At 41.4% G+C, this 18,829-nt stretch carries 16 protein-coding genes; 14 read left to right on the plus strand and 2 right to left on the minus strand.

Features of this window, described 5'->3' with window-relative positions; genetic code table 11:
• Positions 1-150 precede the first annotated feature (150 nt).
• From ACP8HI_RS22670 to ACP8HI_RS22705, 8 genes are all read left to right on the plus strand, one after another.
• Positions 151-1,440 (plus strand): adenylosuccinate synthase, encoded by a 1,290-nt coding sequence (locus ACP8HI_RS22670; protein ID WP_438348380.1) that lies wholly within the window; start codon positions 151-153, stop codon positions 1,438-1,440.
• Positions 1,441-1,811: 371 nt separating this feature from the next.
• Positions 1,812-2,588, plus strand: coding sequence for a hypothetical protein (locus tag ACP8HI_RS22675; RefSeq protein ID WP_438348381.1), 777 nt, complete (start codon positions 1,812-1,814; stop codon positions 2,586-2,588).
• 292 nt (positions 2,589-2,880) lie between these two features.
• The gene (locus ACP8HI_RS22680; protein WP_438348382.1) at positions 2,881-4,386 is read left to right on the plus strand and encodes a peptidoglycan DD-metalloendopeptidase family protein; all 1,506 of its coding nucleotides are present in this window, start codon (positions 2,881-2,883) and stop codon (positions 4,384-4,386) included.
• A 336-nt stretch (positions 4,387-4,722) separates the two neighbouring features.
• Positions 4,723-5,448 (plus strand): response regulator YycF, encoded by a 726-nt coding sequence (yycF, locus tag ACP8HI_RS22685; RefSeq protein WP_438348383.1) that lies wholly within the window; start codon positions 4,723-4,725, stop codon positions 5,446-5,448.
• Positions 5,448-7,274, plus strand: a complete 1,827-nt coding sequence (gene walK, locus ACP8HI_RS22690) for a cell wall metabolism sensor histidine kinase WalK (RefSeq protein WP_438348384.1) — start codon at positions 5,448-5,450, stop codon at positions 7,272-7,274. Before yycF ends, walK begins: the two co-directional genes overlap by 1 nt.
• A complete protein-coding gene (locus ACP8HI_RS22695; RefSeq protein WP_438348385.1) occupies positions 7,271-8,551 on the plus strand; it encodes a YycH family regulatory protein in 1,281 nt (426 codons plus the stop codon). Before walK ends, ACP8HI_RS22695 begins: the two co-directional genes overlap by 4 nt.
• A gap of 46 nt (positions 8,552-8,597) precedes the next feature.
• Positions 8,598-9,350 (plus strand): two-component system regulatory protein YycI, encoded by a 753-nt coding sequence (yycI, locus tag ACP8HI_RS22700; protein WP_438348386.1) that lies wholly within the window; start codon positions 8,598-8,600, stop codon positions 9,348-9,350.
• 5 nt (positions 9,351-9,355) lie between these two features.
• A complete protein-coding gene (locus ACP8HI_RS22705; RefSeq protein WP_438348387.1) occupies positions 9,356-10,162 on the plus strand; it encodes an MBL fold metallo-hydrolase in 807 nt (268 codons plus the stop codon).
• 80 nt (positions 10,163-10,242) lie between these two features.
• On the opposite strand, the gene tnpB is transcribed toward ACP8HI_RS22705, so the two are convergent.
• Both tnpB and ACP8HI_RS22715 read right to left on the minus strand, forming a co-directional pair.
• The gene (gene tnpB / locus ACP8HI_RS22710; RefSeq protein WP_438348388.1) at positions 10,243-11,418 is read right to left on the minus strand and encodes an IS200/IS605 family element RNA-guided endonuclease TnpB; all 1,176 of its coding nucleotides are present in this window, start codon (positions 11,416-11,418) and stop codon (positions 10,243-10,245) included.
• Between the two features lie 95 nt (positions 11,419-11,513).
• Positions 11,514-11,747, minus strand: a complete 234-nt coding sequence (locus ACP8HI_RS22715) for a hypothetical protein (protein ID WP_438348389.1) — start codon at positions 11,745-11,747, stop codon at positions 11,514-11,516.
• Between the two features lie 414 nt (positions 11,748-12,161).
• On the opposite strand from ACP8HI_RS22715, the gene ACP8HI_RS22720 reads away from it, so the two are divergent.
• The 6 genes from ACP8HI_RS22720 to ACP8HI_RS22745 all read left to right on the plus strand — a co-directional run bounded on the left by ACP8HI_RS22720 (position 12,162) and on the right by ACP8HI_RS22745 (position 18,825).
• A complete protein-coding gene (locus ACP8HI_RS22720) occupies positions 12,162-13,397 on the plus strand; it encodes a S1C family serine protease (RefSeq protein WP_438348390.1) in 1,236 nt (411 codons plus the stop codon).
• Between the two features lie 147 nt (positions 13,398-13,544).
• Positions 13,545-13,712: a CxxH/CxxC protein gene (locus ACP8HI_RS22725; RefSeq protein ID WP_438348391.1), complete on the plus strand. Its 168-nt coding sequence runs from the start codon at positions 13,545-13,547 to the stop codon at positions 13,710-13,712.
• Between the two features lie 309 nt (positions 13,713-14,021).
• Positions 14,022-14,174, plus strand: a complete 153-nt coding sequence (locus ACP8HI_RS22730; protein WP_438348392.1) for a hypothetical protein — start codon at positions 14,022-14,024, stop codon at positions 14,172-14,174.
• A 366-nt stretch (positions 14,175-14,540) separates the two neighbouring features.
• On the plus strand, positions 14,541-15,020 hold the full coding sequence (rlmH, locus tag ACP8HI_RS22735; RefSeq protein ID WP_438348393.1) for a 23S rRNA (pseudouridine(1915)-N(3))-methyltransferase RlmH: 480 nt from the start codon (positions 14,541-14,543) through the stop codon (positions 15,018-15,020).
• 217 nt (positions 15,021-15,237) lie between these two features.
• Positions 15,238-16,254, plus strand: a complete 1,017-nt coding sequence (locus ACP8HI_RS22740; protein ID WP_438348394.1) for an AAA family ATPase — start codon at positions 15,238-15,240, stop codon at positions 16,252-16,254.
• Between the two features lie 6 nt (positions 16,255-16,260).
• Complete coding sequence (locus ACP8HI_RS22745) at positions 16,261-18,825, plus strand: S8 family peptidase (RefSeq protein WP_438348395.1); 2,565 nt, start codon at positions 16,261-16,263, stop codon at positions 18,823-18,825.
• Positions 18,826-18,829 lie beyond the last annotated feature (4 nt).

The raw sequence follows: 18,829 nt of genomic DNA on the forward strand, positions 1-18,829 counted from the left end.
TTTTTTATTTGACTTCAAAAAAATGGACTGTTAAACTATTATTGTTGCTTTAATGCACTGTTGTGTATGGTTTGAGCGCTCTAATCATATGCTAAGCGCAAGATTTATGATGTCAATAATAGGTGCAATAGCACCCAAAGGGGAATGAATATGTCAACTGTAGTCGTTGTGGGAACGCAATGGGGAGACGAAGGCAAAGGGAAAATCACAGACTTTCTCGCGGAGAGTGCCGATGTGGTGGCTCGGTACCAGGGTGGAAATAATGCCGGCCATACCATTCTGATTGACGATAAAAAGTTTAAGCTGAGTCTTATTCCATCGGGTGTATTTTATGAAAATAAGGTATGCGTTATTGGTAATGGAATGGTTATTAATCCAGCTGCACTTATTGAAGAGATAAACTATATCCATGATAATGGGTTTACTACTAATAACTTGGTCATTAGCGACCGTGCTCATGTCATTATGCCATATCATATCGTTCTAGACGCGCTTGAAGAAGACCGTAAAGGTGACCATAAGATCGGTACGACACGTAAAGGGATTGGCCCTTGTTATATGGATAAAGCTGCACGTAATGGCATTCGTATAACAGATCTGATGGATGCAGAAGAGTTCGAGTTAAGACTTCGCGAAATGATGCTAGAGAAGAATCATGTGCTGCAACAGGTATATGGAGTAGAACCTCTTGATGTGGAAGAGACTCTGAAGCAGTATCTGGAATATGCAGAAGTGATTCGTCATTATGTAAAAGATACATCGGTTGTATTGAATGATGCGATTGATGAGGATCGTAAAGTATTGTTTGAGGGTGCTCAAGGTGTGATGTTAGACATTGACCAAGGAACCTATCCTTATGTTACTTCATCTAATCCTTCTGCTGGTGGAGTTTGTATCGGAGCTGGTGTAGGCCCATCCAAGATTCAACAGGTGATTGGCGTGGCGAAATCTTATACAACCCGAGTCGGAGATGGTCCATTCCCAACAGAGTTAAACAACGAGATCGGTGACTTTATTCGTGAAACAGGTCATGAGTATGGAACAGTTACTGGCCGTGCTCGCCGTGTAGGTTGGTTCGACAGTGTTGTGGTACGTCATGCTCGTCGTGTCAGCGGAATAACAGGGTTATCTTTGAATTCTTTAGACGTCTTGTCTGGCCTTGAGACGGTTAAGATTTGCACCGGTTATAAGTATCGTGATGAGATTATCAATCATTACCCGGCTAGCCTGAAGATGCTTGCAGAATGTGAAGCCGTATATGAAGAGTTACCGGGTTGGAGTGAAAATATTACGGGAGCCAAGACGTTGGCTGATCTCCCTGAGAACACTCGCAACTATGTGAACCGTGTATCTGAACTTACGGGTATTCCGATTGCCATATTCTCCGTAGGACGTAACCGTGATCAGACGAACCAGGTTCTTCCGATCTATGAATCATAGAATTTAGTTTTTTAAGAAATACCTAAAGGAGCCTGCGGGTCACTTCTGTGACTGGTGGGCTCTTATTAATATAATAGTATAAACTTTTTGGAGCACTTCTCGCATGAAGGTAGCGAAGGTGAGGCTAAAGTAGATGTAAAAAGTACACTTAATAAGCAGGAAAGGCTGAGGTCAATGGAGATAGTTGCAAAACCTACACTTAAAAGTAGCGATAACGCTGAAAAGTGGAATTTCCAGTGATTTAGATGTAGGTTTTGCAATTAAAGTTGGCTAAAGAGGGAAAAGGTTGAATTTAGTTGTACATAATGCAACTGCGTGCCTAGCGAAGCTAGGTACATCTAACTGAGGAAGGATCGGTCGGGATAAGGGTATTGAAAGACAATACGCCACTTCGATTACAGGATTTGAAGAAGGTAAGAGAGTGTGAATGCAGACAGAAATTCGACGTGAATGTAATATTCATGGGATTAAACCCCAACCTTCTGGTCAATACTGCTGATGAGAGTATGAACATGGATATCGGATCATGGGCTGTGAAGGAGGATAAAATCATGAAGTTTCTAGTGTGGTTGTGTAAGGTAGTTCTAACGGTAGTATTGGTCAGTACATTGACAGTATTCACATCAGGGTGGGTCGTGAATGCTTATCTTAAATCGATGTTAGCGAGTTTCAATATACAGCTTCCAGGTCAGCCCATTGCTTTGGTAGGCATGTTGCAAGGGATGATGGGGACTGCAGCGAAAGATACGGAGGATACGAAAGACTCCGAAGAAATGACAGAGAAGGGTGGGACATCTTCAGAGCCAGGTGCAGTGCAAGCGCCTTCTGATGAGGAGCCACCGGTTGACGCACTGCCAGTGATGGGACAAACCATTACAGAGGAAGCCGCTGGAGCAGGGCAACAGGATCAACAAGTCGTGGTCACACCCGATGAAATGGTTCGTAAGAAGGATGGTCTCATTGCTAGTGACAAGGAAGAGATATTTAACATATTAATGACGAAGCTTCCTCAAGAGAAAATTCAGGAAATCACCGTCGCCATGGAGAATGGTCTGACCGAACAAGAGTTGGCTGAAGTAGAGAAAGTCTTATCTGAATATTTAGATAAAGATGAATATGCTAAGCTGTTATCTTTACTTAAATCATAACAGTGATTGTGAATGTCACTTATTTGTCATTTATTGAAGAACAATGGAATATTAATAATAACTATAGACCCGCGTAATAGCGGGTTTTTTTTGGTATTTATCAAAGGTTGAATTGATTGCAAATGTTATGTTAAAGTAAACATGGAGCTAAAGGTTAAAATTTTGAAACCTTTTAGAATAATTTATTTTTAGAGAACGCTACTTAATATATAAAGAATTGGGAAGTATAAACATTTGGAAATAGAAGATTATTAATTAAACGCAAATAAAGATCTGGTTGCAAAGGAGATAAATGATGAAAGGTTTCAACGATATACCATGGGTAAGGAATATATGGAGGAACATCACACAATTTGTCCTTCCTGTGGAACAAGCGGATGGGAACAAAACCAAAAGATGGCTAACGATAACAGCAACCGGAATCGCAATAACAGTAGTTATTGTGCTTGCCGGTAACCAATATGTGAATGCTAACAAGATTGCTTACTATAATGTTTATGTCGGTGATGAGGAGATCGGAAGCGTCGAGAATCCAATTCAAATTGAACAATTGTTCAGTCAGAAGCGACAAGAATATCAGAATAAATATCCGAATGTGGAAATGGTTCTGCAGACGGAAGATGTTACAACTAAGGTAGAAGTGGCTTTCAAAGCAGAAGTAGACAGCGAGCCAACACTGAAGAAGCTGGACGGCATGCTAAGTGCATATGCCAAAGGGGTCGAGCTCAAGATTGATGGCAAGGTCGTTGCGATTGTAAAGGATCAGGAAACAGTAGACGATATATTAAATCAAGTGAAACAGCAATACTTACCAGAAGCAGAAAAGAAGCAGCTTCAAGTTAAAATGATGAGCGGCTCGATTCCAGCATCTAAAGTGAGTGTGGCGAGCGCACCAGAATCCACGGTGAAATCAGTTGATATTGTAGAAAAGGTGGATGTTACGCCTATTACCACAGAACCTGATCAGATACTTAGCCTAGAGGAAGTCACATCACTTCTCACTGAAACGAATGAGGCCCCCATCGTGTATACGATAGAAGAAGGGGATACACTAAGCTCAATTGTGAAGAGATATGATATTACCGAGAAGCAAATCTATTCAAATAATCCTGATATCGTGGAGAAATATCTTCAAATCGGAGATACTTTAAAGCTTACGGTGCCAAAGCTACCGGTAACCGTTACAACGCTTGAACAAGTATCTGAAGAGATTGTGACGGCTCCCAAAGTTGAAATTAGAAAAACAGCAGAGCTTGAAGCAGGGAAATCAAAAGTGGTTCGCCCTGGGCAAGAAGGACTCAAAGTCATGGAATACTTGGTGACCAAAGAGAACGGTCAAGTTGTCGATGAACAGTGGCTCAGCCAAGATGTCATTAAAGAATCTGTTACCGAAGTTGTGCTACAAGGTACGAAGATTGCCGGACAAGGATCTGGGCAATTCGCCTGGCCTGTAAGTGGGGCGACCATATCGAGTACATATGGCTCACGATGGGGAAAGCAACATAAAGGGATCGACCTCGTTTCAGGAAATCGTACCATTATGGCAGCTGATGAGGGTGTTGTCACCTTCACTGGTAATATTAGCGGTTACGGTAAAGCTGTCATTATTAATCATAGCAATGGATACACGACACTGTACGGCCATTTACGTAGTTTCTCGGTCAATCAGGGACAGACGGTTTCCAAGGGAAGTGGCATCGGTGTCATGGGGAATACAGGACGCTCTACAGGAACACATTTACATTTTGAAATATTGAAGAATGATGTTGCCCAGAACCCGATGAAATATTTGAATTAATAATAGAGTTTTGAACTCGAATTTATATGAGGAAGTTTGTTGATGACGTAAGAGCATCACCCTAATCTTGGGGGTGATGCTCTTTTTTGCAAATATAAGAAAGTATAAGTTTCACTTGATACTCTATTCCTTATATTTCCGCTGAGACGGGTGCCTTAAAGTGATACGAAGTATCGCTAGCATCGGAAGCATAAGCTTTTTGAAAAGGGACGAACGGCATTGCCGTTTCTACTTGTATAGATAAGATACTTATGAGGGTGTGACAGGCATTCAGGTGTGGTAAAATAAGAAGAGGACTAACAACCGATTGATTGAAATATAAGGTGGGATACATTCATGCAGGGAACCATTCTAGTAGTAGATGATGAACAACCCATTGCTGATATATTGAAATTCAACTTAGAAAAAGAGGGGTACGACGTTATATGTGCATTTGATGGCATTACCGCCGTTGAATTAGCTTTATCTAAGAAGCCTGATCTTATGCTACTTGATCTCATGCTACCAGGTAAAGATGGCATGGACGTGTGCCGCGAGATTAGGGCTGCTCATTTGCAATTCCCCATTATTATGCTTACAGCTAAAGATGGCGAAATTGATAAGGTGCTCGGCTTAGAGCTGGGTGCAGATGACTATGTGACCAAGCCTTTTAGTACAAGAGAACTGCTAGCCCGGGTCAAAGCGCATATGCGGAGGGTCAATAAGATGGCAGCAGCATCGGAAGAGAGTGTAGCTTCTGAGAGGCAAGGTATACCTTTCTTTGACTTGTTTATAGATACGGATATGTATTTAGTATTCAAAAATGGTGAACCACTTGACCTAACGCATCGGGAATATGAACTGCTGTTCTATCTCGTGAAGCATGCGGGTAAAGTGATGACTCGTGAGCACTTATTGCAAGCTGTATGGGGATTTGAGTATTTCGGTGATGTGCGTACCGTGGATGTAACCATTCGCCGACTTCGTGAGAAAATTGAGGAGAACCCTAGCAAACCGGAGTATATTCTTACCCGCAGGGGGCTTGGTTATGTTATGCGAAGTCTTAAAAACGGGGGTCTGTAATGAAGCCGGCTTCCTTATTCCGTACTGTTCAAGCCAAGCTTATCATTGTATATATGCTCCTGATTCTAATTGCCATGCAGTTAATTGGTGTCTATTTCGTGAGCGCTATGAAGAATTCACTTACCAGCAATTTCACGAATGATCTGCAGGAACAAGCAGAACTTCTATCCGTGATGTCCGCGGAGAAATTGGGTGGAGATGCTGAGGCAGGGAAGAACTCGGTGGAAAGCTTGGGCGTGATCATCAACAACCTGTTTAATCTTAGTGGTGTAGAAATTCAGGTTCTCGATGCGAGTGGGAAGGTACTGATTACCTCATTGTCTACCCATGCCGATTATGTGGGACGTAAGAACACGCAGACGGTAGTAAGCCGAGCACTTCAAGGGATTAGTGATAATGAGGAATATGTGATTGACGAAGATAATGAGCGCAAACGAGTGGTTGCGAAGCCAGTCATTTATAATAGTAAAATTGTGGGCGCCGTCTATATCGTTGCTTCTATGAACGAATTGCATGATACGATTGGGCGGGTTAACAATATTTTCATTTCAGGAATGCTGATTGCACTAGTGTTAACGGCGATACTTAGCGTTATTCTGGCACATACGATTACTCAGCCTATCAAAGAGATGACACGCCATGCAACAGCAGTGGCAGAAGGCAACTTCGATCAGAAGATGCCGGTGTTTGGTAACGATGAGATCGGGCAATTGAGTGAGGCATTTAATTATATGACGAGTCGTCTGCAGAATGCACTCTTACAGAATGAAGAAGAGAAGGAGAAATTAGCCTCTATCCTTACGAATATGAGTGATGGTGTCATTGCCACGGATGAAACGGGACAGGTTATTCTCATGAACCGCCGCGCTGGAGCGATGTTAAGCTTAGATGAAGATGAGTTAGATAGTCGGGATATTACGAAGTTGCTAGGACTTGATCCAGAGCAGACGGAATCTTTTGCAGAGGGATCCATTCAAAGTGCACTGCTTGAGATGAGTCCAGAAGAGATGGCTACCACATATAAGGTGCGAGTTACCTTCACACCTATTCATCGGCGAGAATTCGGGATAGCGGGGACTATTGCCGTATTGCAGGATGTAACGGAGCAAGAGCAGTTAGAGGCATCACGGCGCGAGTTCGTAGCGAACGTATCGCATGAATTACGAACGCCACTGACAACGATTAAGAGCTACACAGAAGCTTTGGATGATGGTGCGTTAGAGGATGCACAGCTAGCTCGACGATTCGTGGGTGTGATTCAGAATGAGACGGAACGAATGATTCGTCTAGTGACGGATCTTCTTCACTTATCAAGGCTCGATAACAAGGAAGCCTCCCTGCGCAAAGAACCGACGGATGTGCTGGAAATGTTGGAGGATGTAACGGATCGGTTTTCTTTTCAGATGCAGCAGAAACATATTGAATCTAATATAAAGGTACAATCGGGTATTTATAGCGTATTATTCGACCGTGACCAGATCGATCAAGTGTTGGATAATCTTGTATCTAATTCCCTTAAATATACACCTGATGGTGGTGTTGTTACGTTAGAAGCTAGGTTGACTGAGGATAGCCAGATTTCGATTTCAGTACAGGATACAGGGATTGGCATTCCAAAGAAGGACTTAGAGCGTATATTCGATCGTTTCTATCGGGTAGATAAGGCGCGCTCGCGTAATATGGGAGGGACTGGACTCGGTCTTTCGATTGCCCGGGAAATTGTTAGCGCCCATGGAGGAGTTATGGCTCTCCAATCTGAATTTGGACAAGGGACGAAGGTTACCTTTACGCTTCCTTTAGTTGAAAATTGGGGTGTGATGACATGAAAGAGAAGTTGAAGTCGATCGTACTCGTCTTGTTGGTCTTGAGTAGCTTAGTGGAGAGTTATTATCTCATGTATCGCCTTCCGGGCAGTGATTCGGTCATTAAGTCGGCAGCTAAATATCTCAAGGCAGAGGATATGGGACCTGAAACCAACGTAGAGAGTTTGATTTATCCTGATAAAATGATCATTCATATGGGTGACAATAAACATACTGTATTTTATCCCAATTCTACGTTCTATAATCTGATCTTCTCTCGACTTGAGGGACGGAGCTTCGATAGCTTTCAGCGCCGTTCTTTGCAGGATCTGAATATCGCAGAAATACGCACGGAGAATCCGGGGATTGAATTGACCTTCGGGGCTGGCGTTCCTGTATCATTACTGCAACGAGTGATGCAGATTCACCCAGACTCATTATTCCAAGCGGAGCAAATAGACCGAATCTGGATTTATAATGTCAATAATGAAACGAAGGCACATGCTTTATTTTTCAGTACGGAAGGTGACGTCGTATACGAGGCAGGGAAAGCCGACCTTACGGTTCAGGATGTGCAACAGCATGTGGATTTCGGACTAACATGGACACCGTATACTTTACAGAATGGGTTGTACTACATTCCTGAGACAGAGGTGGAGATGGTAGCGACGACACTGCGTATTGATGCGTATACAACAGAACAAATGCAACGCAGCTTATTCTTCGATCCCAGCATTACTCGTAATATTAGGGAGAAGAACGGCTCTGAAATATATACGGATAGTAAGCGGAGCTTGCAAGTAAGACAGGAACAGAAGTGGATGAGATATACAGATCCTGCGGCACTGCCGGATGGGGAAATTGATATGGATAAAGAGGTGCTAGCGGCGGTTGATTTCGTGAACCAGCATGGGGGATGGGATGGGGATTATCGATTGAGTCTTGCTGGCGGAGGTACGGATCAGAACGAGGTGGTGTTCCAGCAGTATTATGGCACTTATCCAATTCTAGAAAGACCACAATTCCAATATGGGACGATCAATCTTAATTTACATCAAGGAACGGTATCCACATATGAGCGCTCTCTCATCTATATGAAGTCTGAGGAAACGAAGAAGGAAATGAAGATGTTACCTGGTGGGGAAGAGCTAAGAGCTCACTTAAAAGGCATCAGTGGACAATCCAGAGTAGTGGACTTGTACCCTGCGTACTTGCCTACAAGTAATGAGGAAGGGCTACTACTCACACCTGTATGGGCTGTTAAGCTTCAGACTGGTGGAGTGATGGTGCTGAACAAATAAGTTGGACGAATTGAATAGGACTCAATAGGGATAGGGAGGGAAGGGAATGGATTGGGGACGAGCTAAAAATGTGTTGATCTACGCTTTTTTATTGCTAAATCTCGTGTTGGGCTATCAATTATGGAATGATGTAAGCGAACAAGCAAGCACGAACTTGGATTACACTTCACTTGATAGTAATACACAGAAAATAATGCAGGAGAAAAATATTCAACTATTATGTCTTATACCTGCACGTACCCCAGTACTTCCTAAAATTAATTATCACTTTATTAGTGATCAGAATATGGACATCGTAGAGCTAGATACCCCTGTTGATAGTAAGCTAGTCTTCATGGGTAATGAGTTAGTGAAAGCACTAGGGAATCAGATCCCGAATTTCAAAGAGTATCGTTATGATCCAATGGAGAGCGAGGACGGGGTGTTTATGTTCCATCCTTTAGTGGAAGAGGAATGGCCACTCTTTAATGACCAACTAAGGTTAAAGTTAATATATAGTGATCGAAAAATAGTCTCGTATCAGCAAGCGAACATTAAGATGGTGTCATCCAATGAGGAAGAGCAACAGAAGGTGTTAACTGCTGTAGATGCGTTAGCTACTTTAATCAATAAATATATTGCACCTAATTCAGTTGTGAAGGACATCCAGTTAGGCTATTATGGCGAGATGTTTGACTCCGAGAATCAGGTAGCTGCGCCAGCTTGGCGCTTCACACTTGAGAATGAAGTGTATTATGTACAGGGCATCAGTGGGGACGTTATTAGTTCCAAGACGAAAGAAAGCAAAGGAGTAGAGTAATCGTTATGGGGATATCATTTACAGTGCTGTCGAGTGGATCGACAGGGAATGCAACGGTGGTTACGAACGGGGAGACGACACTGTTAATCGATGCGGGTTTTAGTGCGCGGCGGATAGATGAGTTATTGCAGGAAAGAGAGTTAAGTGGCGGGGAAATTGATGGTGTTCTCATTACACATGAGCATTCGGATCATATTAAGGGGTTAGGCCCTGTCGCTCGTAAATACAATCTTCCGATCTACGCAAATGAGAAAACATGGGATGCTATGAATAAATCAATTGGTAAGATTGCAGAAGAGAATCGGATTGTGATGGATAGTGGAGAAGTGAAAGATTTCGGAACACTTCGCGTGGAATCCTTCGGTATTTCCCATGACGCAGCAGAACCCGTAGGCTACAATTTCTATGATGGGGATGAGAAGCTAAGTGTGGCTACGGATTTAGGCTATGTCAGCGATAAGGTGAAGCGGGCTATCTCGAATGCTGATGTATTAGTTCTAGAAGCGAATCACGATATTGAGTTATTGCGAATGGGTCGTTATCCTTGGAATACGAAACGTCGTATTCTAGGCGATATGGGGCATCTCTCCAATGAAGCTTCAGGGGAAGCGATGAGTCAGCTCCTTACAGGTGATACGAAACGTACGTATTTGGCACATTTAAGTCGAGATCATAATATGATGGATTTGGCTAAAATGACAGTACGTGATGCGATGGAAGAGCGCGGATGTTTCTATAAAGAAACGGATTTCCAGTTGTGTGATACTTATTATGATCGACCTACGCCATGGGATAAGGTGAGCAAGCGTTGAACTACTCACCACTTAACGACCTTACAGTCTGTTTGAAGTGGGAGATTCCTAAGAACACCAACCTAACGGTCGGTTATGGATTAGGCTAGCCCCGCAGTCCCTGCGGTTAGAAGCCTGATGGCTTCATTTTTAAGATTGATTCCTGCGTTAATATCTCTTTGATGATGGGTATGGCACTCTGGGCAGTCCCATTCACGTAGTCTGAGATTTTTAACGTCTATGTTTTTATAGCCACAACTTGAACAGAGCTGGCTGGAAGGAAAGTTTCTAGCAACGGTAACGACTTGTTTTCCGGACCATTTCGCTTTATATTCAATCATACTCTTGAATTGTGACCATGATATGTCACTGATTGCTTTAGCCAGATTGCGATTTTTAAGCATATTCGATACCGACAAATCTTCCATCCCAATAATGTCGTGGTTTTTGACAATTTCGGTTGAGATCTTGTCTAAGTAATCTTTTCGTGCATTGGTAATCTTCTCATGAATACGCGCTACTTTTATTTTGGCTTTATACCAATTTGAACCACCTATGTTTCGTCTACTCATGATTCTTTGTGCTCTGGCTAATTCCTTTTCTAACATATAGAAAAACTTAGGGTTCGAATGGATCGTTTCATCCGAGAAAATAGCAAAATCTAATAAGCCTAGATCGATTCCAATGATCGAGTTTGTTTTAGGTAATTCGATTACTTCGGTTTCAGTCATTAAAGAAACAAAGTATTTACCAGATGGATTACATCTGACGGTAGCACTCAATATACGACCTTCGACTTCACGACTTTTGGCAAAGCAAACACATCCAAGTTTAGGCAGCTTCATGCGATTTCCTATGACACCTATATTTCCATTCGTATACTTGGTTGTATAAGATTGAACAGAATTCCTTTTTGATTTAAAACGTGGTTGTTTGTTTTGCTTTTTGTAATAGCGTTGGAATGAATCCGCTAAGTTTTCGACCGATTTTTGAAGGGAAATACTATCTACTTCTTTAAGGAAGGGATAATATTCTTTCAATTCACGCACAGCTTTGACAGACTCATATTTATTGAAAAAGGCACCCTTCCAATTGTTGGATGGTAGTTGACCATTCTGTCTCATTTCTTCAACGATGTACCAATAGGCATCTTTTTCTTTCTGTTTGGCAAGGAAAAAATTGAAGACGAACCTTGAACAACCGATTGTCTTATGAATGAGTTCTGCTTGTTTTCTGTTTGGATAGATACGAAATTTGTATGCTTTGTTTACTAACATGAATCATACCTCCATTCGAACAGGAACATTTGTTCTATTATATCATATGGGGGAGGGATTTGGCTATCGCCAACCGAAATTAATCTCCCACCTACTCATTGGGCTTCGCCCTTCATATTCATTGAGGTGGGAGTCTTCTTTCGGGAAATGATAAATTGATCCAGTTCATCGGCTTTTATAGCCAATTCCTCACGAGTGAGAATCCCCTTGTCTACAAGAAGTTCAATGATCGTGCTTATGGCAAGGGTATTACGATAATGCTCGTCCTTCATATCTCCGAGCTTGGCCATCATGTGCATGATATCCATTGAAATATTTTTATTTTCCATGTGTGAATTATTCCCTCCCTCGAACGGATAATGTACCCACTATTAACCAGTGAAAATGAATGTGAAAAGGTTATGTAGCTGCGCTACATATGATACAATGAACAGTACGAACATATGCTGTGAAGCGCTCTGAGGTTATGAAACTAGAAAGCTATGAAACTGGAAAATTATTAATCTAGAATCAGAGACTTGTTATTAGTGTAGTCTGTTCCATCCGAAAATATTCCAATCTGAATGAATTTTAACTTTTCTTATTAAGAAAGTGACTAATTCATATTCAAAGTGATGTTATTTGGTGATATATAAAATAAAGTGGTTAAAATATGCAACTTTTACGGTTGTAAGACTGTTATATAAGTATGTGATCAAATAGTCAGGTTGTCAGAGGGTAATAACAAAGGGAGAGGATTTACTATGGGTTTGTTCGAAGATGAATTTTATTCGACCAAAGTATCAAGACAGAGCAAAGAGCATACCAAAGTAAAGCCCAATTCTGGAAGTTGGTCCAAAGCTCATAGCAAAGGAATGTCCACGTTACAAATATCTGTGATTAGTTCGGTGATCAGTGCAATGGTCGCTGTATTATTATTCAGTCTGGTTACTGAAGTACCTAATTCAACTACAGAGGTAGCTGCAGTGAGTGCAGTACCGATCAAGATGGAGACGGATCCCTTTGAACGATTGATCCAGGCAGCAGCGAAGGTACGTCCAGCCGTGGTGAGTATTGCTAATTATAAGGATCTGAAGAAGGATGAGTTAGACTTAGATGAATCCGGTCTGGGGTCGGGCGTCATATTCAAGAAAGAGAATGGTCTAGCCTATATTATCACGAACAATCATGTCATCTCAGAAGCAGATGAGCTGGAAGTGATGACGACGGATGGAGATTTGATCCCAGCGACATTGGTGGGAACAGATGTGGTTAACGATATTGCTGTTCTTTCTATTGATGGGAAGAAGATACATACGATCGCTGAGATCGGCAACTCGAGTACACTTCGGTTAGGAGAGACAGTCATTGCTATCGGTAACCCGTTAGGGTTAGGAGATACACTTACTTCTGGAATAGTGAGCCACACGAATCGGATTATTCCAGTGTCGATGAATAAGGACGGCGTATACGATTGGGAGCAAGAAGTGATACAGACAGACGCTGCCATTAATGAAGGTAATAGTGGTGGTGCCTTGGTGAATCTGAACGGTGAAGTGATTGGAATTAATACGATGAAGATATCCGATATGGGCGTTGAGGGACTTGGCTTCGCTATCCCGAGCAAGCATGTGATGCATATCGTTGATGAATTGATGTTAACAGGCAAAATAACGCGACCTTATATCGGTGTATATACGGTCGATATCAACAATTCATTCGCGCCGTTGGATGCAGAAGAACGTAAGAGCTTGAAACTACCAGGTGATGTCAAGGATGGCGTCTTGGTATTGGATGCTGTTGGTCCTGCGCTAGATGCAGGTTTGAAGTTGAATGATGTTATTACTAAGTTGGACAATATACCGATTAAATCAACGATGAAGCTCCGCAAGTTCCTCTATGATGAGCGGAAAATTGGTGATATTCTAGAAGTTACCTTCTATCGCGAGGGTGTATTGAAAGTTGTGAAGCTGACGCTTAGCGATAAGCCTGTGGAGTAGCGTGATGGGAATGAACGGTTAGCGGAGTAGCAGGATGAAGATAGCGAATAGTGGACTCTATGTAGTTTATTGATGTGTTATGGGCGAATTCGGGTTATAATAGATGGAACATCAGCAGAGTGTAGGACAGAAAGGATGCTTTCATTCATGTACGTAGTATGCAAAGATCATGTAGAACTTGCGATCGACAAATTCGTTGATGAATATGAAGACGCACCAGATATTGTAGACTTGAAGGAGACCGAATTCTCCGACTGGGATCCGCCAGTGAAATGTATTGAGTGTGAGCATGCTGCGCAGTATTTGGTGGTGTGAGAGAAGGGGCGTGAAAGTGGCGCCCTTTTTGTGTTTGTAGGGGATGACGTGGAGGGCGCTTCGAAGACGGGAATGTGTGAGACCGCTCCGAGAACGGATTGTTCTTCCGATCGCTGTTATCCCCGGATTTCTTTGAATTTACCGTTGTTAGCGGTGGAAATCCGGGGATAAAGAGTTGATGCTTACGAAGTAGCTTTCTTACAGAAAGCTTTTAGGCGAACGCTTACGCTTCTCCAGAACAATTCCGTTCTCTGCGCTGCTACGCACGTTTATCGGGACAATTGGATGAGGGTGCTACTTTCACGTTCGGTGGGATGGGTAGTAGGATTGGGGGAAGACTTCTTATTTCATGTGAGTCTTGTTGGGGTGAGAGTAAGAGATGAGGGCAGGGACGAGGACAAGGGCAAAGATAAAGACAAAGATAAAGATAAAGATAAAGATAAAGATAAAGGCCAAGGATGAAGACAGTCTATGTGAAGGTACGGAAATGGATATGAATACTAATAGAAGTACGAATATAAGTACCATCAATACCAGTGGGAGTATAAAAGTAAGTACTAAAGTAAGAGGTAAAGATAAAGATAGAGATAGTGAAAAAAATAAGGGCACGATAAAGAAGAATGATAAGCGTTATTGCTAAGCATGGAAAATAAGATTCAAAGACAATAGGGAGTACAATGGACAAGTAGCAGTGTGAATTGTAAGGATGAGTGTATAGATGCAAGAATTAAGATTGAGAAGATTATGAGTGAATAGGGTGTTTTCAAAGTTAGATAGCCGTAGGGTGTTGTTGTGAAAGAATACATACCAGTGGGGAGAGGGATTAAGGTGTTTATTCAGATTATTGGCGTTGGCAAATTGAAAGAGAAGTATTTAGTGTTGGGCATCCAGGAATATGCGAAGCGGCTTACTCCATACATCAAGTTCCAGATGGTGGAGGTAGCGGATGAGAGGGCACCTGATACGTTAAGCGAAGCTGAGGTGTCTATTGTTAAAGAGCGCGAGGGCGAACGCATCCTTGCACATATTAAGAGCGAGGCGCATGTCGTTGCGCTCGCTATCGGCGGCCAGCTATGGAGCTCGGAAGAGCTGGCCGCTGAGATCGACAAGCTCGGTACCTACGGGACGAGCCATGTCGTATTCGTCATCGGAGGCAGCCATGGGCTCTCCGATGCAGTACTGCGTCGCGCCCAGCAGAAGCTTAGCTTCGGGCGCATGACGTTGCCGCATCAGCTGATGCGGCTGGTGCTGACGGAGCAGGTGTACCGGGCGGTGAAGATTAATCGGGGTGAACCTTACCATAAATAGAGCGAAAAGAATGTTAACTATACGTAGCAGACAATCAAAGTTAAACGTGTATGTAAAACTTATTGGTTCTTGCATATAATATTGGGACTTGAAAAGAAATGTGAGGTATGATAAAGGTATTGATAAAATCAAAGTAAAAAATTTATTTGGTTAATTGATCGGGTAAGTTCACAGATTTCAATGGATCCAAAATCTCCTTAGAAGGGTGGGACAAAGTATGAATGCTTCATTGATGAAGAGGCTATTTAAAGCAATTAATGAAACGGATAGCAAAAGCCTTCGACAACTTGCCGATGTCATTATTGAAGACGAAAAGAAAAAGGGACACGAAGCACTTGCTAAACAATTAGATAATATACTAGATTCTACAGTAGTTTCAAATAATTTAGGGATAGTCCCTAATAATACTCATTCGAATATGAGTGAAAAGAGAACCTTAATAAACTTGCCAATGGATCGGCGATACAATCAGCCATTAGCTACAATGATTCCTAGAAATGAACTGGAGCATCATATGGTCCTGCCAAATGACGTAGAGCAAAGATTTGTAACTGTTGAGAAAGAATTTACTGCAAGGGATAGGCTCGCTAAATTTGGATTAAAACACCGCAAAAAAATTCTTCTTTATGGAGCGCCTGGTTGTGGTAAGACTCTTGGCGCACAAAGACTAGCTTGGAATACTGGCTTGCCTCTATTAAAGGTAAGATTTGATTCGATTTTGTCATCCTACTTAGGTGAATCTGCTGTAAATCTAAGGACTTTATTCGAATCAGTTGCCGAAAATCCTTGTTTACTCTTACTGGATGAATGTGATTTTATTGCAAGATCAAGAGATTCTGGTCAGGATGTAGGTGAAATGCCGCGTATTGTAAATTCACTATTACAATTATTAGATGAATTCAATGGAAGTGGTTTGATTGTTGCAACGACAAATTTACAGGGTTCATTGGATAAAGCATTGTTTAGACGATTTGATGACGCTTTTGAATTACCAAAACCAGGTGAAGGCCAAATATCAAAACTAGTAAAAATGACCTTATCATTGATGAAAATATCAAATAACGTTGATTGGAATCAAATAGTAGGGCAACTCGAAGGGTTTTCAGCTGCTGAGATTGTTAAGATTGCTGAAAATTCTGCCAAGGAATGTATCCTTCAAGGCAATGATACTGTAACTTTTGAAAACCTAGTTAACGTAATAAGTCAAACAAAAAATTATGAAAATATGAGGTAGTAGCTAATGGTACAACAAAAATTCAGCCATTTATCTTTACCATTGAAGATCAAAGATAGGGCATACTTAACAGGTGGTGGGCAGACATCAGAGATAACAAAACAAAATAATATTAACCGTGTTGGACATGGGAACTTCCTTAAAACTAATGTTTCAAGTATTAAATCGTTATGGAACCAGAGAATAGAAACTAGGCAGCGTGAAGGGTTGCCTCAACTACCTTTAGCAATCCCAATCTTGTTAGAAATAGATCCTAATGTGGATTTGGATTTTTTACGCTCCTTTGGCTTTGAGATAGTTTCCGAACAAGAAGATGGTTTTGTTGTTGTTGCAACTAAAGATGTTGATTTAAATATCTTTTTAGATAGGTTAGAGGCTTTTTCTCGTAGTTTACCTAGATCAGGAAGTATAGCAAAAGTACACCAATTATATGGAGTAGAAAATGTCGATCTCCGTTTGAGTAGAATTCTTTCTGAAAAATTATATTCTGAGTGGTCTAGAATTGATGAAGCCAATCTATACTTTGTAGACTTGGGAATAGAATGCTTAGGAACTTTTGTGATTCCAGAAGCTATTGAGGTCAATGAAGGGGAAAGCGATGAACACCTGCTTATCAGACAAAGAAGATGGGAAGTAAAAGTTCAAGATATATATATGAAAGTTGATGAGTTGAAGATTCAGAGAGAAATAGAACTGGAAGGATTTATTGAAGAACACGGTGGAGAAATTATTTCCATTACTGAAGAAGATGGGGGATTTGCTTCATTATCTGATAGCTTTACTGCAAGAGTAAAAGTGAATGGTAAAGGGTTAAAGGATATATCTTTAAATTTTCCTTATATCTTTGAAGTAGTTGAGCCAGAGGAGGTTAATTTCAGAGAAGGAGATCCTAATGACCCAGGCCAATATGAATCTACTGTAGAGATTATACCTCCAGAAGAGGATGCACCTAAAGTGTGTATTATTGATAGTGGGATATCAGAAGGCCACAGGTTACTGGCATCTGCAATTGACTCGACAATGTCAACTTGTTATTTACCCGGTGAGGTGGATGTCTCAGATAGGGTGGCGGGGGGCGGACATGGAACAAGGGTAGCAGGAGCTGTACTTTATCCTAGAGAAATACCTAGAGATGGAATATTTCCTATTCCATTTTGGATACAAAATGCAAGGGTGTTAAACGAATTTAATGCTATGCCCAGTAGACTATTCCCTCCGCTCTTGTTGAGGAAGATAGTTGAGAAGTTTTATTCAAATAATACTAGAATTTACAATCACTCAATAACTGCTTTTGGCCCATTTAAGGTACAACACATGTCTTCTTGGGCTGCGGAAATGGATAATTTATCCTATAATAATGACGTGTTATTCATTCAAGCTGCAGGCAACATATATGTAGATTTTAGCGGACCATTCAGAATCGGAATTAGTCAACATTTAAACGCAGGTAGGAATTATCCGGAGTATTTATTAGAACGATCCTGTCGAATGCCCAGTCCGGCCCAAAGTTTACAATCTATAACTGTAGGTTCGATTTGTCATTCTGATTTAGATCAAGTTGACAAAAAATCTCTCGGTAAGAGTGGCTGGCCCTCTGCATTTTCTGCAACGGGACTTGGAATATGGGATACAATAAAACCTGATGTAGTTGAATATGGTGGAACATATGCAGTGGATAATGGTAATCCAGCAAACTTCACTTCACCTCCAGAAGTTTGTCCAGAATTATTGCGATCATCACCACCAGCATTTGCAAATGATGGAATTGGGACTTCATTTGCGGCTCCAAAGGTGACACATATCGCTGCCATGATACAAAAATTACTTCCTGCTGAACCAACATTACTTTATAGAGCGTTAATAGCACAATCTGCTAGATGGCCAGAGTGGGCATTAGCAAAGCTACATAGTGAAAGGAAAAATATTGTTAGGCATCTTGGATATGGCATTCCCGATTTAGATCGTGCGACTACTAACACTCCTTACAGAGTGACACTTGTAACTTCTGGAAGTACTGATATCTTTGCTCGTGATGCACATATTTACGAAGTCCCTGTTCCTGAGTCTTTAAGATCTGTTGGCGAGGAATATGATATTTTAGTTGAAATAACTTTATCATATGTGGCTAAACCAAGAAGAACAAGGAAGAAGGTGCGTGGATATTTATCATCATGGTTAGATTGGAAAACAAGTAATATTGGAGAGTCTACGGATTCATTTAGTAATCGAGTGTTACATGGTAGGAATCATCAGGATAGAGATGATGAATCTAGTATCCCCTGGACTATAGGAAGTCGAGTTGATACTGGAATTGAGGGGCTTTCAAGAAGCTCAAGTACTCTTCAGAAAGACTGGGCAGTTCTCAAATCTCATCAATTAACGGGCGGATTTAACATAGCAGTTATTGGACATCCAGGCTGGAGTAAAGATCCTAATATAAAAGCTGCATACTCTTTGGTAGTGAGTTTCGAAGCGATCAATCGGGATATTGAGATTTATGATGAAATAAGAGCAAGAGTTGAGACTATGATTGAGACTCAGATTGAAATTGAAATAGAAATTGTAGAATAATAGA

Origin of the sequence: Paenibacillus sp. FA6 (assembly GCF_051550225.1) — a bacterium.
Classification (GTDB): Bacteria; Bacillota; Bacilli; order Paenibacillales; family Paenibacillaceae; genus Paenibacillus_AQ.

Excerpts from the sequence above, each read along its gene's own strand:
- ACP8HI_RS22695 (WP_438348385.1), top strand. The coding sequence starts at position 7,271 with ATGAAAGAGAAGTTGAAGTCGATCGTACTCGTCTTGTTGGTCTTGAGT.
- ACP8HI_RS22740 (WP_438348394.1), top strand. The coding sequence starts at position 15,238 with ATGAATGCTTCATTGATGAAGAGGCTATTTAAAGCAATTAATGAAACG.
- ACP8HI_RS22715 (WP_438348389.1), bottom strand. The coding sequence starts at position 11,747 with ATGGAAAATAAAAATATTTCAATGGATATCATGCACATGATGGCCAAG.
- ACP8HI_RS22680 (WP_438348382.1), top strand. The coding sequence starts at position 2,881 with ATGATGAAAGGTTTCAACGATATACCATGGGTAAGGAATATATGGAGG.
- ACP8HI_RS22705 (WP_438348387.1), top strand. The coding sequence starts at position 9,356 with ATGGGGATATCATTTACAGTGCTGTCGAGTGGATCGACAGGGAATGCA.
- yycI (WP_438348386.1), top strand. The coding sequence starts at position 8,598 with ATGGATTGGGGACGAGCTAAAAATGTGTTGATCTACGCTTTTTTATTG.
- ACP8HI_RS22725 (WP_438348391.1), top strand. The coding sequence starts at position 13,545 with ATGTACGTAGTATGCAAAGATCATGTAGAACTTGCGATCGACAAATTC.
- ACP8HI_RS22720 (WP_438348390.1), top strand. The coding sequence starts at position 12,162 with ATGGGTTTGTTCGAAGATGAATTTTATTCGACCAAAGTATCAAGACAG.
- yycF (WP_438348383.1), top strand. The coding sequence starts at position 4,723 with ATGCAGGGAACCATTCTAGTAGTAGATGATGAACAACCCATTGCTGAT.
- walK (WP_438348384.1), top strand. The coding sequence starts at position 5,448 with ATGAAGCCGGCTTCCTTATTCCGTACTGTTCAAGCCAAGCTTATCATT.
- ACP8HI_RS22670 (WP_438348380.1), top strand. The coding sequence starts at position 151 with ATGTCAACTGTAGTCGTTGTGGGAACGCAATGGGGAGACGAAGGCAAA.
- ACP8HI_RS22745 (WP_438348395.1), top strand. The coding sequence starts at position 16,261 with ATGGTACAACAAAAATTCAGCCATTTATCTTTACCATTGAAGATCAAA.
- tnpB (WP_438348388.1), bottom strand. The coding sequence starts at position 11,418 with ATGTTAGTAAACAAAGCATACAAATTTCGTATCTATCCAAACAGAAAA.